The organism is Caballeronia mineralivorans PML1(12), assembly GCF_001028175.1.
In the GTDB taxonomy this organism is placed as follows: domain Bacteria; phylum Pseudomonadota; class Gammaproteobacteria; order Burkholderiales; family Burkholderiaceae; genus Caballeronia; species Caballeronia mineralivorans.
In genome coordinates this window covers 1-15,434 of record NZ_AEJF01000014.1, presented here as the reverse complement: position 1 = coordinate 15,434, position 15,434 = coordinate 1, and the positions used below count along the sequence as shown (strand labels likewise).

Genomic DNA, 15,434 nt, shown 5'->3' with positions numbered 1-15,434 from the left:
CGTATTGGCTGACGATGAAGTGCGCCGCGATCTGCGTCGCTGGGTGCCGGAGTATCAGACGACCATGCAGCGGACCCTTCACAGCGCGACGTCCGTTCAAGTGAGGCGAGAGCGCTTAAACGCGCCCTGCTAAAAAAGGAGATCGCAGAATAGTGACACGCAAACCGCGTAAGTCGCATTCGCGATAGCGCATCGCGGTGGGCATTGAGGTTTTTAAGGGTGGCAAATGGGTGCAGCAGTATGTTCGTCTTCCCGGTATACGCGAACGAATCGCCGCGTCGCTTGCCTATGCGTGCGCTGCGAATCCAATTTCGGGCTCTGCTTGCGCTTAAAAAAACAGACAATTGACATATTCAATTTGCGTCTCTAGCACAAGAGGTGTTAGAGGTGGAAGCTGAAAGAGGGGCTAGCGAATTCTCCGAATTCTGAGACAACCCCCAGTACAACTGCAACTGCCGATATCTTTCATTTTTTTAGTATATATTTTTCTAAAATATAACGTAATATTTAAATATGTAATTAATACCAATTCATGGTAAATGATGTTACAAACAATGTATTGTTCCTTAAAGCTTCCGGGAGATTGGCTTTGGTTTCGGGGTCATGCTGCTTGACCATCCCAGTGTGAATGAACAAATGTTCCGATCCTTTGAATCTCGAGATTCTTGTCGACCGATTGAGGCATGACAAATTCGTGTGGTCGCGCCTATTGAACATTGCTTAAAAAAGAAGATTGAAAGTCGCTAAGAAGTCACTTCTTTGTGCGGTTTTTGATTCTTTTGATTCGTCAGTGAACGCGGACCTTGCGCCTTGTCAATGATGGCGGCGTGTAATTATTTTTGGGGTGGGCATGTGCAGAAAATTCATCCAATTGATCTTTGCGGCGATGGTTTTTACTGTATTTTCCTTAAATATATCGGCTTTGGGGGGGCAAAAAGTCGAATCACTTGTTCAAGAAAATTGTGATATTTGTTTTAGTATGATTGCTTTGTCATCCGGAAAATTCTTTATAGGTGCGACGGATGAGGAGTACGTTGGGCAAGCTCAGTATTTAGCATTGAAGCAGGATGAAACCCCTCGACATGAGGAGCGTGTCGAAGGGTTTTACATTTCTAAGGTTGATGTCACGCGCAGACAATTTTCAAGATTCGCAAAGATGACAGGGTTTCATGGACCGGGATGTAAAGTATTTAGAGGTGGCGTCTGGATATTTGACAAATATGCTAGTTGGGAAAATCCAGGGTTTCCGCAAACTGATCTAGATCCTGTCGTTTGTGTGTCATGGGATGATGCAAACAAATATATTTCGTGGCTGAATAAGCAAGATCTGTCGATTGAGAAAAAAAAATATGCCTATCGATTGCCTTCAGAAGTTGAGTGGGAGTACGCCGCGAGAGCTGGTACTCAAACTCCGACATATTGGAGTGGGGGAGCCGTTGAGCAATGTAAATTCGAACATGCCAGAAATGCTTCTTCTATAAAAATTTTTGGCCCAAATGATAACCGCCATGTTAATTGCGATGATGGTTTTGTGGGGACGTCGCCTGTTGGTTCGTTTCAACCTAATCCATGGGGGTTATTTGATATGTTGGGAGATGTTTATCAATGGACATCTACGTGCTCAAGTATTGGATATCAAAATTCTGTTTCTCCTCCGTCGCTACTCGCAGGTACGGATTGTTCTGAAAAGGTAATAAGGGGCGCAAGTTGGGCCACAGTTCCCTTTGGAGTTCGCGCGGCCAGGAGGTCGGCAATTCCGTCCGCGGATCGTGTGAGTACTACGGGGTTTAGAGTAGTGGCCGATTTTCTAAAGTAATTTGGAGATGAATCATGGGTGGAATTACTGTCGTTCAGGCAACAACAAACGCCGTAAATGTTTCAAACTCCGTGAGTGGAACGATTTCGACGATTCAAGGATATGTTACCGGGAATGCCAGTTATTCTGATTTGGCAAATTCCGCCGCGAATTTGGTCTCTTCGGTTACAGGATTGTCTAGTTCACCCGGATTTTCGACAATATCCAGTGCAACAGGTGTTGTTTCTGGGACGGTTAGTTATAATAAAGATTTGCAAGCGTATAATCAGGCGGTGGCTGATGGTAACGATGGCGAGGCTACGCAAGCTGCCTTGGGCCTTGTTTCCGATGCCCTTTCCATTGCTAGTTCTGCGGCATTAGGGGTTGCTCTGATTGATCCACTTAGTGCTCCGGCGATGCTTACAGTTTCTGGAGGTGCTAATGTTTTTTCTAATATCGCTTCTGGAGCTCAGGCGGCATACGGTGCAGCAAATTGGTTGAATAATTTTTTAAATGATGTGGATACCGGCTTGACCAATGGAGCGGTGGATGAATTAATTAATTCCTTATCTGTCGGTGTTGATGACTCGAACGGGGATCAGGAAATTATTATACCGGGTCAGTCCGGAGACACTCTTGCTGAGACTCCGCTTAGTGGAAATGCATTTGAATATTCAGAGGAAAATAGTGAGGGTACAGTAACAAGCGGTGTTCAGCTTGCCATGAACGGTAATGCTGATAGTTTGACAGTTGTCGGACCCGGTGTTGTCGCAGATGTTGGTGGATTTAATATTGATTTGACTAGTAACTCAAGCGCGACGCTTAACGGGGGCGGAAATTCTGTGTCGTCTAGTGGGGCACTCACCGGAAGTACGCTGACGCTCGAAGGAACTGGTACCGACGCAGATACGGTGAGCCTATCTGATGCGACCGATCTGACTGTACTCCTCGGCGATGCAACAACCGAGGCTGGTTTTGTCTCCACCAGCGCAACGGTGAGCAGCCTGAACGGCGGCGGCATTGTCACCGGGTCCACCGGCGACAACCTGAACATCCTAGGCGTCGATGTCACACTCAACGCAACCGGAGGGCAATACAGTCTTACCGGTAACGGTGACACCGCGAACGCATCAAACAGCAGTATCTCAATTGCCTCCGGCAATCAAGCGACTGTTAGCGGATCAGACAATACCGTGACGGCCAGCGCGAGCGATAGCATCACGCTCGATGGCAGCGGCGACAGTGCTACGGCAGGGACCGGCAGCACCATTACAGTCAATGGTCAGAGCGATTCGATCAACGCATCAGGTAGTTCGATCGATCTTGCCGCGAACAGTCAGGCAACTATCTCTGGCACTGGCGACAGCGTTGTAGCGGGGCAAAGCGATGTGATTGACCTGAGCAATGCCACGATTACGCTGACAGCGGGAAGCCAAGTCACGATCGAAGGGTCGGGCGATACGATCATCGGTGCAGCAAACGACACGATTACTGTGGGCGGGAGTGGCGACATTATTAACGGCGTCGCGGGCGACACCGTTGACGTATCAGGAGCTGGGCAGACCGTCGATATGACCGGTGGGCAAGTCGATATGGCTACCAACACGCAGGTCAATGTCACAGGCAGCGACGACGGCATTAACGAGGCGGCTGGCGACAGCCTAGGCGCGTACGGCGGTGGCAATACGATTGACACGACTGCAGGAGCGCTTACCGTTGTTGGTTCGACGAACGGCAGCTTTGACCTCGTGAACGCGAACGGCGACCAGTTCGGTGGAACCACCGCAAACGGGCAACAAACTGGAATTTTTATAAACGCTAATAGCCAAGTGAACGAAGTCGGCAGCAACGACGGCATTAGCGAGTCGGCTGGCGACGCCGTGGGCGTATACGGGGGCGGCAATACGATCGACACGACCAGCGACGCATTGACGGTGCTGGGCGACACAAACGGAGCCTTCGACCTCGTCAACGGTAGTGGCGATCAGATTGGTGTGGCCACAGCAGACGGCCAGGGTTCGGGCATCATCCTGAACGGAAACACCCAAGCCAACGTAGTCGGCAGCAACGATGGCATCAGTGAGTCGGCTGGCGATGCCGTGGGCGTATACGGGGGCGGCAATACGATCGACACGACCAGCGACGCATTGACTGTGCTGGGCGACACAAACGGAGCCTTCGACCTCGTCAACGGTAGTGGCGATCAGATTGGTGTGGCCACAGCAGATGGCCAGGGTTCGGGCATCGTCCTGAACGGAAACACCCAAGCCAACGTAGTCGGCAGCAACGATGGCATCAGTGAGTCGGCTGGCGATGCCGTGGGCGTATACGGGGGCGGCAATACGATCGACACGACCAGCGATGCATTGACTGTGCTGGGCGACACAAATGGAGCGTTTGACACTGTCAACGGTAGTGGCGATCAGCTTGGTCAGGCCACGGCTGACGGTCAGGGTTCAGGCATCATCCTGAACGGAAACACCCAAGCCGACATCAACGGCAGCAACGATGGCATAGGTGAGTCGGCTGGCGACGCCGTGGGCGTATACGGGGGCGGCAATACGATCGACACGACCAGCGATGCATTGACGGTGCTGGGCGACACAAATGGAGCGTTTGACACTGTCAACGGTAGTGGCGATCAGCTTGGTCAGGCCACGGCTGACGGTCAGGGTTCAGGCATCATCCTGAACGGAAACACCCAAGCCGACATCAACGGCAGCAACGATGGCATAGGTGAGTCGGCTGGCGACGCCGTGGGCGTATACGGGGGCGGCAATACGATCGACACGACCAGCGACGCATTGACGGTGCTGGGCGACACAAATGGATCATTTGACACTGTCAACGGTAGTGGCGATCAGCTTGGTCAGGCCACGGCTGACGGTCAGGGTTCAGGCATCGTCCTGAACGGAAACACCCAAGCCAACGTTAACGGCAGCAACGATGGCATAAGTGAATCGGTCGGCGACAGCATGGGCGCATACGGAGGCGGCAATACGATTGATACCACCGCTGGGGCGCTTACATATGTTTCCAGCACGGACGGGGACGCCGACACTATTAACGCAAGCGGCGATACGCTCAGTGGTACGACTGCAAACGGCCAGGGCGCTGGCATTTCGGTGGGTACAGACGCGCAAGCAGATATCGATGGCAGTAACGATCAGACTAGCGGAGGTGATGGTTCAAGCGTCACCGCTTTCGGTAGTGACGACAGTTTGAACGGGCAGCAAATCACTTCGGGAACCACGGGAGATATTGCTGACAACGGAGCTTTTAGTGACTCGAGCGGCAGTGATGACTCTGGCGGTAGCGATAGTGGTGGTGGAGATTCTGGCGGAGGCTACTATGGTTATTACGGATTTGCGGGAAACCAAACTGTGGTTCAAGCGGCGCTTGGCAGTGACATTGGTTCGATTGCGCAATACGACCTGAGCATCGGCAACCAGGCCGGAGCAACTGCTGCTGAGGTTGCCCTTCATCAGGCACAAGAGATGGCCGATGCAACCCCGACCTCGGGCACTGGAACGTCGGTGGACTCGAATAATAAATGGGCTGGCGAGGTGGTCACGTGGAGTCTTGCCAGTGACGTGGGCAGTCAATACGACGCCGAAGTACAAAACGCGTTTGCTACATGGGCGGCGGCTTCGGGCATAACGTTTGAGGAAGTAACGGGCTCTTCCCAATCCGATATCCAGATTGCCTTCAGTGATCTCAATACGTCCACGACGGGCGTCGTGGGCTACACCGATTATCAGGTGAGCAACGGGCAGATATCGGACGCGGTCATCCAACTAGAGGACCCCAGCCAAGATGCCTTGGTGAGTGGAGCCGATGGACAGCAGACATATGCAGGAACCGACGCGACACTTTCGCAGGTGCTGCTGCACGAGATCGGGCATGCGCTGGGGCTGGCAGATAACTCGGACCAAGACTCGATCATGTACTACGAGCTAACCTCGAGCAACCAGACGCTGGACAGCACGGACGTCGCCGGGATCCAGTCGCTTTATGGCTCGACTAGCAGTGCGGTGCAATCGAGTACAGCGGGGACAACCACCTCTGCAGTGGCAGGCCAGATATCGGTCGATCACCAGCTCGGTCAGCTGATAGCGGGGATGGCCTCATTCAACCCACAGGCGGCGGGAAACACAAGCCTCACACAGGACGATCACGCCCATCATCACACGGCGCTGGCCGCCAGTGCGCATTGACCGAAGACCACAATAGAGGACAAAGGAGCCGCATGGTTACCCAATTGCATTTGATTTCGGGGCTTCCCCGCTCCGGATCAACCTTGCTGTGCGCGCTCCTGCGCCAGAACCCGCGCTTCACTGCGGCGATGACTAGCCCAGTCGCATTGTTGTGTGGCGCGCTGCACCCGAAGATGTGTGGCGGCGAGTTTGGTGTGTTCTTCGATGACGCCAGACGCGCGACCATGCTGCGAGGCGTGTTCGATTCGTACTACGCCGGTATCGAACCGGGAGGCGTCGCGTTCGATACGAATCGGACCTGGACCGGTCGCGCAGCACTCCTGGGTGAGTTGTACCCGCAATCGCGCATCGTCTGCTGTGTGAGAGAAGTTGGCTGGATTATCGACAGCATTGAGCGGATGCTTGCGAAGAATCCACTTCAGCTTTCTCGCATGTTCAGGTTCCAACCGGGAGCGTCGGTGTACTCGCGCGCAGAAACGCTGATGAATTCGGAGAGCGGGCTAATTGGACTGTCTTGGACCACACTGCGTGAGGCATGGTTTAGCGACGAGGCGAAACGATTGATTGTTGTGCCCTATGAGCATCTCGTAAGAGAGCCTGCCCGGACCCTGGGACGGCTTTACGAGGAGCTCGGCGAGACCTGGTTCCCGCATGACTTCGACAACGCGGTCTATGACGAACCGGACTACGACGCGCTTCTAGGTATGCCTGGGCTGCACAAAGTTAGGCAGAAAGTCGAGTACCAGGATCGTAAGCCCTGTATTCCCCCGGATCTCTTCGCGAAATATGCCGGTACGACTTTCTGGACGAAGCAAGAACTGAATACGCGTGGTGTCAAGATTCTCTAGCGGGATAGCGTTGGGTAGTCCAGAGCTTATCGTTGCACGCGGGGCGAATGGCACCGGACGGGACTGTTAATAACAAGAAGCGCGCGATGAATAAAGACGTGAATGTAGATACGTCGGGGGTCTGTAATTCAGCAACAGTTGCTTTGAAGCTGGCCGCCGCAACACATGAAACGGATGGGCGTGTCCTGTGGCTTACGGGTCTGTCCGGTGCGGGAAAATCGACGCTTGCATACGGACTGAAGCACCACCTTGACTCACAAGGCATCCAATCAGTCGTGCTCGACGGCGACGCGTTGCGTACAGGGCTCAATGTCGACTTGGGTTTTAGCGTGGAAGACCGCGCAGAAAATGTGCGTCGCGTTACCGAAGTCGCCCGTTTGTTTCAACAAGCTGGATTTATCGTCATCACAGCGCTTATCTCCCCTTTGCACGCCCAGCGGGAAGCCGCACGTAGAACAATCGGCGATGGTTTTTTTGAAATCTACGTCGACGCCCGGCTTGCAGTTTGCGAAGCAAGAGATCCCAAAGGACTTTACGCGCGAGCGAGACGCGGAGAAATACAAGAATTTACTGGGCTCAGTTCGCCCTACGAAAAACCAATCGCGGCTGATCTCGTAATCGACACCGAACGTCTGACGCTTCAGCAATCAATCGGGATTCTGCATTGCTTTGCACTCAGCGCTTCTCGCTCGTCTACCGCTTGATGGAATATTTGCCCGCATGACTGATCCAGAAAAACCCACGGCTCCGGACAGCGATCCTGGGTTGACCGCGCTCGTGCTGATCGCCCGCTTTCACGGCATAGCAGCCGATGCAGGTCAACTACGCCACGCGGCTGGTATCAAATCTGCAGCATTTGATGATCGCGAGTTGGCGCTCTGCGCCCGGTCCCTCGGCCTTAAAACGCGCAGGGTCAGGGTGTCGGGTGATCGCTTATCCAAGACACCGTGTCCTGCCCTTGCACTCGACCGAGACGGTCAACACTTCATCTTAGCCGGATGCAATGCAGAAAGGGCCCTGATACTCGATGTGGGAGAGAGTTCTCCGAAAGTGAGTTCACCCGCCGATGTAATTGCACGTTGCGACGGCCAGATGTTGCTGTTCGCATCGCGCGCATCGCTGAGTGGCGAGCTTGCCAGATTTGATTTTTCGTGGTTCATCCCCGCAGTCGTCAAATATCGTCGACTGCTGCTCGAAGTACTGCTGGTATCGGCTGTGTTGCAGCTATTCGGACTGGTCTCACCGCTCATGTTCCAGGTGGTGATGGACAAGGTACTCGTGAACCGAGCGTTCAATACGTTGAACGTCGTCTGCATCGCACTGCTTGTGAGTTCAGTATTCGAGGTTCTGCTCACAGGTTTGAGAAACTATGTGTTTTCCCATACGGCGAACCGCATCGACGTCGAACTGGGTGCGCGGCTCTTTCGGCACTTGCTCGCGTTACCACTGGCTTATTTCGGTGCGCGGCGCGTCGGGGACACTGTCGCACGGGTGCGCGAACTGGAGAATATCCGAAGCTTCCTGACCGGACAGGCTGTGACCGCAGTGATCGACCTGTTTTTCTCCTTCGTTTTTCTGGCCGTCATGTGCGCTTACAGCGTATGGCTAACGCTAGTCGTGGTTATCTCGCTGCCCGTGTATGCGGCCATTTCAATGACGCTCAATCCGATCCTGCGAGGCCGCCTGAACGAGAAATTCGCCCGCAGCGCGGACAACCAATCTTTTCTGGTGGAGACAATCTCGGGTGCAGAAACGGTCAAATCAATGGCCGTCGAACCACAATTCACGCGGCGCTGGGACCAACAACTCGCGGCCTACGTTGCCGCTGGCTTTCGCGTTAGTTCACTGGGCAATATCGGCCAGCAACTCATCCAGCTCGTTGGCAAGCTAGTGACCCTGGTGACGCTATATTTTGGCGCGAAACTGGTGATCGACGGCAAGCTGTCGGTGGGCGAACTGATCGCCTTCAACATGATGTCCCAGCGGGTCGCGGCACCCGTCCTGCGCCTCGCGCAGCTCTGGCAGGATTTTCAACAGATTGGCATATCCATGGGGCGGCTCGGGGATATCCTCAATACCCGCACAGAGTTGCCGCAGAGCCGCCAGGCGTTGCCGGCCGTCAAGGGCGATATCAGTTTCCAGAACATCCGCTTTCGCTATCGGCCCGATGGTCCAGCGATCCTGAACGACGTGTCTCTCGAGATTCGCGCAGGCGAGATCATTGGGATCGTCGGTCGCTCCGGTTCAGGCAAGAGCACCTTAACCAAGCTCCTCCAGCGTCTCTATATCCCGGAGCACGGCCGGGTGCGCATCGACGGCATTGACCTTGCCTTGGCGGACCCGGCGTGGCTGCGCCGTCAGATCGGTGTTGTGCTGCAGGAGAATCTCCTGTTCAACCGGTCTATCCGCGAGAACATTGCCGTCACCGATCCAGGTATTCCGCTCGAAGCGGTGATGCACGCGGCCCGACTTGCCGGAGCGCACGATTTTATTTCGGAAATGCCGGAAGGCTACGACTCAGTGGTGGGCGAACACGGTTCAAATCTGTCCGGTGGCCAACGCCAACGCATCGCGATTGCCCGCGCGTTGGTAACCAACCCGCGCATCCTGATTTTTGACGAAGCGACGAGTGCGCTCGACTTCGAGACCGAACGGATCATCCAGAACAATATGCGGGCAATGTGCCAGGGCCGCACGGTGATCATCATCGCGCACCGCCTCACGTCAGTCCGGCACGCCGATCATATCGTTGCGATGGACAAGGGACAGATCGTCGAGCGCGGTGGCCACGACCAGTTGCTTGAGCAGGGCGGCTACTACGCGCATCTGATTTCCCTTCAGAACGCCTAGTGCGACAGAGCCCACAATGAATTTCATAAGAGCGCAGGCGCTGGGCGATTTGCTACGACGATACAGTGCAGTGTTCCGTGCCGCGTGGTCGATTCGGGACCGACTCGACACCCAGCCCCGTCTCTCTCATGAGCGGGCGTTTCTACCCGCCAATCTGGAACTGGTTGAAACACCAGTCCATCCAGCACCACGGTGGACCATGCGCATCATTGTCGTCCTGGCCTTTGTGATTCTCGTCATCGCAGTTTTCGGCCAGCTCGATATCGTGGCAGTGGCTAAGGGCAAGCTGCTTCCCGACGAGCGGGTCAAGGTGATCCAGCCGGCAATTACTGGTGTCGTCCGTAGCATCCTCGTGCAGGATGGCCAGCGCGTAAGAACCGGTCAGTTGTTGATGGAGCTCGATCCGACCCAAGCCGCCGCCGACTCCGACAAGGCGCGCTCGTCCAGGATCGATGCAGCTCTTGCTGCCGAGCGCTCGCGCACACTGCTGGACGCGCAGAGTTCAGGGCGCCCCCCATTGATGGCTGCGATCACAGGAGTCTCGATAGCCCAACAGCAGGAGGCGCAGCACTTTGCCGATGGCCTGTATCGCGAGTATCAGGACAAGCTGACTAGCTCGCAGGCGGAACTGCTCAAGCGCGAGGCCGAGCTGGAGACGACACGGCAGGAAATTGCAAGGTTGGCTGCGACAGCTCCGCTCGCTCGTCAGCAGGCCAATCAGTACCGAACGCTTACCGCCGACAAATACGTGGCGCAAACCGACTATCTGGACAAGGAGCAGGCGGCGCTCGAGAAGGAGCACGAACTGGCTGCGCAGCAGAGTCATGCTCACGAACTGCTCGCAGGTATCTCCGAGCAGCGCGCGGACATCGCATCGACCACATCGCAGTTCCGCAGTACGCAACTAGACTCGCTAGACAAGGCAACCCAGCAGCTCGAGCAGAGCCGCAATGATGAAACGAAGGCTGACACCCGCCAGAAGCTAATGAGCCTGACCACACCCGTAGCCGGAACAGTGCAGCAATTGGCGATTCATACGGTAGGCGGAGTTGCGACCGCAGCCCAATCGCTGATGGAGATCGTACCCGACGATGCGGTCGAAGTCGAAGCGAACATCGAAAACAAGGATGTTGGATTTGTAAAGGCTGGACAGGTCGCCACTGTCAAGATCGAGGCGTTTCCATATACGCGCTACGGTTATCTGACCGGCAAGGTCGTCTCGGTGTCGAACGATGCCGTCCAGGATAAAAAACTGGGTCTGACATTCGTCGCCCATATCCGCTTGCCGACAAACCGGATTCTGGCGAACGGCCAGTGGATCAACCTGACGCCGGGGATGGCGGTGACGACGGAGATCAAGACCGGTAAGCGCAGCGTTGCCCAGTACTTCTTCGATCCAGTTGTGCAAACGGGCCAGGAGAGTATGCGTGAGCGTTAGACGAAGCTGGAACATGCATGAGACGCAGCACGTGAGGACAAAAGCGAACGGATTTCTATGCCGACATGCTGGCTGGGTGGGGGCGTTCTCTACCCTATTGGCAACATCGTGTCCCGCCTGGGGAATGGACCCTCTGCTGACCGGCAAATCTGTACCGGTCACGGCAGCTGCGGCAATGCTTGACGATGGCCGTTCAAGTGTCTGCGTGTTCGGCCCGTTGGCGAATCCGCTGCCGCTTCAAGATGCAGTGGAACGCGCCCTTTGTAACAACCCCAAAACTCGCGAAGCCTGGGCTCAGGTCAAGATACAGGCGGCCGGGGTGGGCATTGCTCGCGCTGCTTATCTGCCCACGATTTCTGCCACCTGGCAGGGTGTGCGCGACGATACAGTCACCAACGTTACGGAGTTGCCGCAATACAGTTCCGACTACCGCAATAGTGCACTCAAGACAGACAGCGTGTCCCTGAGCTGGGTACTTTATGATTTTGGCGGCCGAAAGGCGGCGTTGGCCAATGCCACTGCGTTGCTGGCAGCTGCGCAGGCCAGTCACCAGGCGGGATTGGAAGCGGCCTTCGCAGCCGTGGCCAAGGATTACTACGCAGCGCAGGCCGCTCAAGGTGCTTTCGTTGCAGCACAGGAAATCGAACAGACCGCTAACGACAGTTTCAAGGCGGCTGCGGTCCGAGCAGACAAAGGGGTCGCGCCGATCAGCGACGAATTGCAGGCGCAGACATCCTGGGCCGAAGCTGTCGTCAACCGCACCAAAACACAAGGAGATTGGCAGACCGCGCTTGGCTCACTCGCGGTCGACATGGATCTGGACCCTAGCGTGCCCGTCACATTGCCGGGTGTAGGCGATGGCGTGACGCCCAGCACCGAATTCGACGACTCGGTTGCTGATCTGATTCAGGAGGCCAAGCGATCGCATCCCAGCGTCGTGGCTGCAGAGGCTCAGGTTGACGCCGCGCTCGCCAAGGTAGCGCAGACCCGGGCGGAAGGATTGCCGAGTCTGAGCTTGGTGGCTAAATACAGTCAGAACAATCAGCCCACGAGCCTTGAAATCGGCCTCCCGCAGCTTCCCGCTACTGGGCACGAGTGGTACTTGGGCTTCCAGGTGACGATTCCGATTTTTGAAGGATTTGGACGGACGTACCAAGTTCGCCAAGCAGAGGCGCAGACCGAACTGCAGCGCGACACACTTGATGAGGTACAGCAGCGGGTTGGCTTGGATGTGTGGACCAGTTATCAGGCGTTGCAAACCGCGACCCAAAATCTGGACAACATTGCGATGCTGCTGGACATCGCATATCGCTCGTACACAGCGGCCCAGCATCGTTATCAGGTTGGCGTTGGCAACATTCTCGAACTGCTCAACGCGCAATCTTCCCTGGCCGGCGCGAAGCGACAACGCATCCAAGCGTTGACCGACTGGCGCTCCGCGCGGCTTCAACTGGCCGCCAAACTGGGCAGGCTGGGCATGTGGGACATCGCTCGCGAATCGTCAACGGAACTAAGATGATGCTGACAAGATACAGAATCGTGCTTCTCGCTTTTTCGCTGCTTCTGTCGGCCGTTGTCCGGACCGCAGTAGCTGATGACCTGTCGGATGCATCGATCAAGCCCGAGGCGCCGCTCAATGAGCGCATGCTAAACGTGCCAGGGGATGCTGAGCTCCCCGTCACCCTACAAGTGACAGTCTATATGCCGAGCGGCCCCGGCCCGTTCCCGCTTGCGGTTATGAATCATGGCTCTACATCAAGCGAGCCACCTGCGCAGCAGCCGAGATATCACCTTACCTTCTCGGCCTACTATTTCCTCTCACGCGGCTACGCGGTTGCCATGCCAATGATGCGTGGGTACGCTGGATCAGGAGGATACCTAAGCAAGCACGGATGCGATGACGTAGCGATGGGCCTCGACGCAGCCCGGGACATACGGGCCGTGATCGGTTACATGAAACAGCAGCCTAAGATGGATTCATATCAAAAGATAATGGCGATGGATTGCAATTGTTACAGATCAGCAAGCGATAGCGAGTCTATATTCTGCGGAGAGGTCCTTAGATCGAAGTCCTAGCAGGCTGCGGAAATACAGGCCGACTTTACTGAGCCATGAGCTTGATCAGAATTTTCAGCGGGGGATTTCTCATAGTTTGGACTATGGACCGGTTAATTTCGGTTTTCGGACCTGTTTATGACGTTCTCTTGCGCATTTTTGGTTCACTGCGGCTGCAATGGACGGAGTTGTCCCAAGGTGCGCATGCGCACGAGGTTGTACGCGGCCATCGTCAGCACGAACATCTGATCGACCTTCTTCAAGCCGCGCACCATCACCTGGCGCATACCGCCGATGCTCTTGGCCCAGCCGAAACCCTGTTCGATGAGCTTGCGCTTTTGCTGGGAAACCGCGTAGCCCGCACTCTGGGCGATTGATTCGGGCACCGCCGACTGGCGCCCTGACTTGTTTTGCGCCACGTGAGGGGTGACTTTCATGGCCTTGCAGGCCTCGATGAACTCTGCCGCGTCATAGCCTTTGTCTGCCCCCAGCGTGATCTCGCGTGTCGGGTCGCCAAGCGCCTGACGGGCATCGTCGATCATTACTTTGGCCGCTTCGCGCTCGGCATAGCCATCGGCCAGCGTCACCACGGCGCTGGCGATCAGCCCATGGTGGTTGTCGCTCAGCGTGTGGCCCATGTAGCGTAGCTCGCTTGCCGTTTTGCCCTTACGATACAGCCGCGAATCCGGGTCGCTCTTCGATTCATGCGTCTCATTGCTGCGCGTCTCGCCCTTGAAGCTCCCACCGTCTTCGGGGTCCTGATCATCGTCGCGGCGCACAAAGCTTTTATGACCGGCCCATGCTTGAATTAACGTGCCATCGACGCTGAAGTGCTCACCGGAAAGCCAGCACTTCTTCTCGGCAATGCCCACAACCTCGTTGAAGAACTCGATGACCGCGTCATGCTTGATCAGGCGCTGGCGGTTCTTGGTGAAGACGGTGGGCACCCACACGGCATCGTCCATCGACAGCCCGATAAACCAACGAAACAGCAGGTTATATTGAACCTGCTCCATCAACTGGCGCTCCGAGCGAACGCTATAGAGCACTTGCAACAGCATCGCGCGCAGCAGCTTCTCCGGGGTAATGCTGGGCCGCCCACCTTTGATCTCAGCCTCGTACATGCCGGCAAACAAGCGATCCATCTTGGCCAGCGCTGCGTTGGCCATCTTGCGAATCGAGCGCAGCGGATGATCGGCTGGAACAAAGTCCTCCAGCTTACGCAATGTGAACAAGTTCTCTGTAAAGGTATCGGGGCCGCGCATCGCTTCTCACAGTTGTGGGGTCTTTACTAACAACGTTTGAACTGACCTTTTGGGTGACTTCGGGGTGAGGTATTTCCGCAGCCTGCTAGGCACTGGACACGCCAATGTTACTGTCGTTTGCAATATGTAACATGATAATGGGATCATGCCGGGCATAATGTTTGCCTTCTGGATACTGACTTTCCCCGCTTTCGTGGGGAAAAGTTCACTGGCGGTTGGGCTAGGCACCCGGCATCGCTTAAGCCTAGCGTCGACAGGCCTTCCGGCCTTGCGAAATGCCGTCCGTTTTTTGGGGCACTCTCGAGGTTCATGCGAATGATTCGGTATAAAGCTTCATGGTTGTCAGCCTGCGCATTTGCGTTCGATGTTTGCGCGGTCGCCGGCACATGGTTGGCAGCGTATGCCATTCGTTTCAATGGGGCCGTGCCAATTGACTTCGCGCGAGGCGCGCTTTCCGCGCTGATGTGGGTGTTGCCCGTCTACGCAGTGATGTTTCGTGTGTTCGGGCTGTATCGCGGCATGTGGGTGTTCGCGAGTTTGCCTGACCTTATTCGGATTTCCAAGTCAGTGGCAGTTGGCGCGCTGATTGTGATGATCGGTGCGGCGATGTTGCAGCCTTCGCCCATCATTCCCCGCTCTGTGTTGATTGTGTCGCCGTTGCTGCTCTTCCTCACGATGGGCGGCGCACGTGCCCTGTATCGGGCCATCAAAGAGTTCTATCTGTACGGCGGGTTGATCGGCAAGGGCAAGCCGGTGATCGTGCTGGGCGCGGGTACGGCGGGGGCGAACCTCGTTCGCGAGTTGGCGCGCTCGAGCGAATGGCGTCTGGTAGGTCTGCTCGACGACGACCCCGCCAAACGCGGTCGCGAGATCCTCGGCCACAAGGTCTTGGGATCGATCAGCGAATTGCCGCTGTGGGCAGAACAACTCAAGGCCGATACGGCGATCATCGCGATACCGGGGGCA

At 55.8% G+C, this 15,434-nt stretch carries 10 protein-coding genes; 9 read left to right on the top strand and 1 reads right to left on the bottom strand.

Features of this window, described 5'->3' with window-relative positions:
* The first annotated feature begins 850 nt into the window (after positions 1-850).
* From EOS_RS44085 to EOS_RS49115, 8 genes are all read left to right on the top strand, one after another.
* A complete protein-coding gene (locus tag EOS_RS44085; RefSeq protein WP_075645271.1) occupies positions 851-1,816 on the top strand; it encodes a formylglycine-generating enzyme family protein in 966 nt (321 codons plus the stop codon).
* Positions 1,817-1,830: 14 nt separating this feature from the next.
* A complete protein-coding gene (locus tag EOS_RS02440) occupies positions 1,831-6,012 on the top strand; it encodes a beta strand repeat-containing protein (RefSeq protein WP_082163191.1) in 4,182 nt (1,393 codons plus the stop codon).
* A 32-nt stretch (positions 6,013-6,044) separates the two neighbouring features.
* On the top strand, positions 6,045-6,860 hold the full coding sequence (locus EOS_RS02435; RefSeq protein ID WP_047845017.1) for a sulfotransferase family protein: 816 nt from the start codon (positions 6,045-6,047) through the stop codon (positions 6,858-6,860).
* 86 nt (positions 6,861-6,946) lie between these two features.
* Positions 6,947-7,564, top strand: coding sequence for an adenylyl-sulfate kinase (cysC, locus tag EOS_RS02430; RefSeq protein WP_082163192.1), 618 nt, complete (start codon positions 6,947-6,949; stop codon positions 7,562-7,564).
* 16 nt (positions 7,565-7,580) lie between these two features.
* Complete coding sequence (locus EOS_RS02425; RefSeq protein WP_047845016.1) at positions 7,581-9,710, top strand: type I secretion system permease/ATPase; 2,130 nt, start codon at positions 7,581-7,583, stop codon at positions 9,708-9,710.
* Between the two features lie 16 nt (positions 9,711-9,726).
* On the top strand, positions 9,727-11,148 hold the full coding sequence (locus tag EOS_RS02420) for an HlyD family type I secretion periplasmic adaptor subunit (protein WP_047845015.1): 1,422 nt from the start codon (positions 9,727-9,729) through the stop codon (positions 11,146-11,148).
* 124 nt (positions 11,149-11,272) lie between these two features.
* Positions 11,273-12,667: a TolC family protein gene (locus tag EOS_RS02415; RefSeq protein ID WP_053063729.1), complete on the top strand. Its 1,395-nt coding sequence runs from the start codon at positions 11,273-11,275 to the stop codon at positions 12,665-12,667.
* A complete protein-coding gene (locus EOS_RS49115) occupies positions 12,664-13,224 on the top strand; it encodes an alpha/beta hydrolase family protein (protein ID WP_053063728.1) in 561 nt (186 codons plus the stop codon). The genes EOS_RS02415 and EOS_RS49115 overlap by 4 nt, the downstream gene beginning before the upstream one ends.
* Positions 13,225-13,367: 143 nt before the next feature.
* On the opposite strand, the gene EOS_RS02405 is transcribed toward EOS_RS49115, so the two are convergent.
* Entirely contained in the window at positions 13,368-14,468 is a 1,101-nt protein-coding gene (locus tag EOS_RS02405) for an IS5 family transposase (RefSeq protein ID WP_047845014.1), read from the bottom strand.
* A gap of 315 nt (positions 14,469-14,783) precedes the next feature.
* On the opposite strand from EOS_RS02405, the gene EOS_RS02400 reads away from it, so the two are divergent.
* Positions 14,784-15,434 (top strand): nucleoside-diphosphate sugar epimerase/dehydratase (locus tag EOS_RS02400; RefSeq protein WP_047845013.1); only part of this gene is annotated, 651 nt, incomplete at its 3' end.

What these genes read in the sequence shown, in the direction of transcription:
- EOS_RS44085 (WP_075645271.1), top strand. Translation starts at nt 851, where the DNA reads ATGTGCAGAAAATTCATCCAATTGATCTTTGCGGCGATGGTTTTTACT.
- EOS_RS02440 (WP_082163191.1), top strand. Translation starts at nt 1,831, where the DNA reads ATGGGTGGAATTACTGTCGTTCAGGCAACAACAAACGCCGTAAATGTT.
- EOS_RS02435 (WP_047845017.1), top strand. Translation starts at nt 6,045, where the DNA reads ATGGTTACCCAATTGCATTTGATTTCGGGGCTTCCCCGCTCCGGATCA.
- cysC (WP_082163192.1), top strand. Translation starts at nt 6,947, where the DNA reads ATGAATAAAGACGTGAATGTAGATACGTCGGGGGTCTGTAATTCAGCA.
- EOS_RS02425 (WP_047845016.1), top strand. Translation starts at nt 7,581, where the DNA reads ATGACTGATCCAGAAAAACCCACGGCTCCGGACAGCGATCCTGGGTTG.
- EOS_RS02420 (WP_047845015.1), top strand. Translation starts at nt 9,727, where the DNA reads ATGAATTTCATAAGAGCGCAGGCGCTGGGCGATTTGCTACGACGATAC.
- EOS_RS02415 (WP_053063729.1), top strand. Translation starts at nt 11,273, where the DNA reads ATGGACCCTCTGCTGACCGGCAAATCTGTACCGGTCACGGCAGCTGCG.
- EOS_RS49115 (WP_053063728.1), top strand. Translation starts at nt 12,664, where the DNA reads ATGATGCTGACAAGATACAGAATCGTGCTTCTCGCTTTTTCGCTGCTT.
- EOS_RS02405 (WP_047845014.1), bottom strand. Translation starts at nt 14,468, where the DNA reads ATGCGCGGCCCCGATACCTTTACAGAGAACTTGTTCACATTGCGTAAG.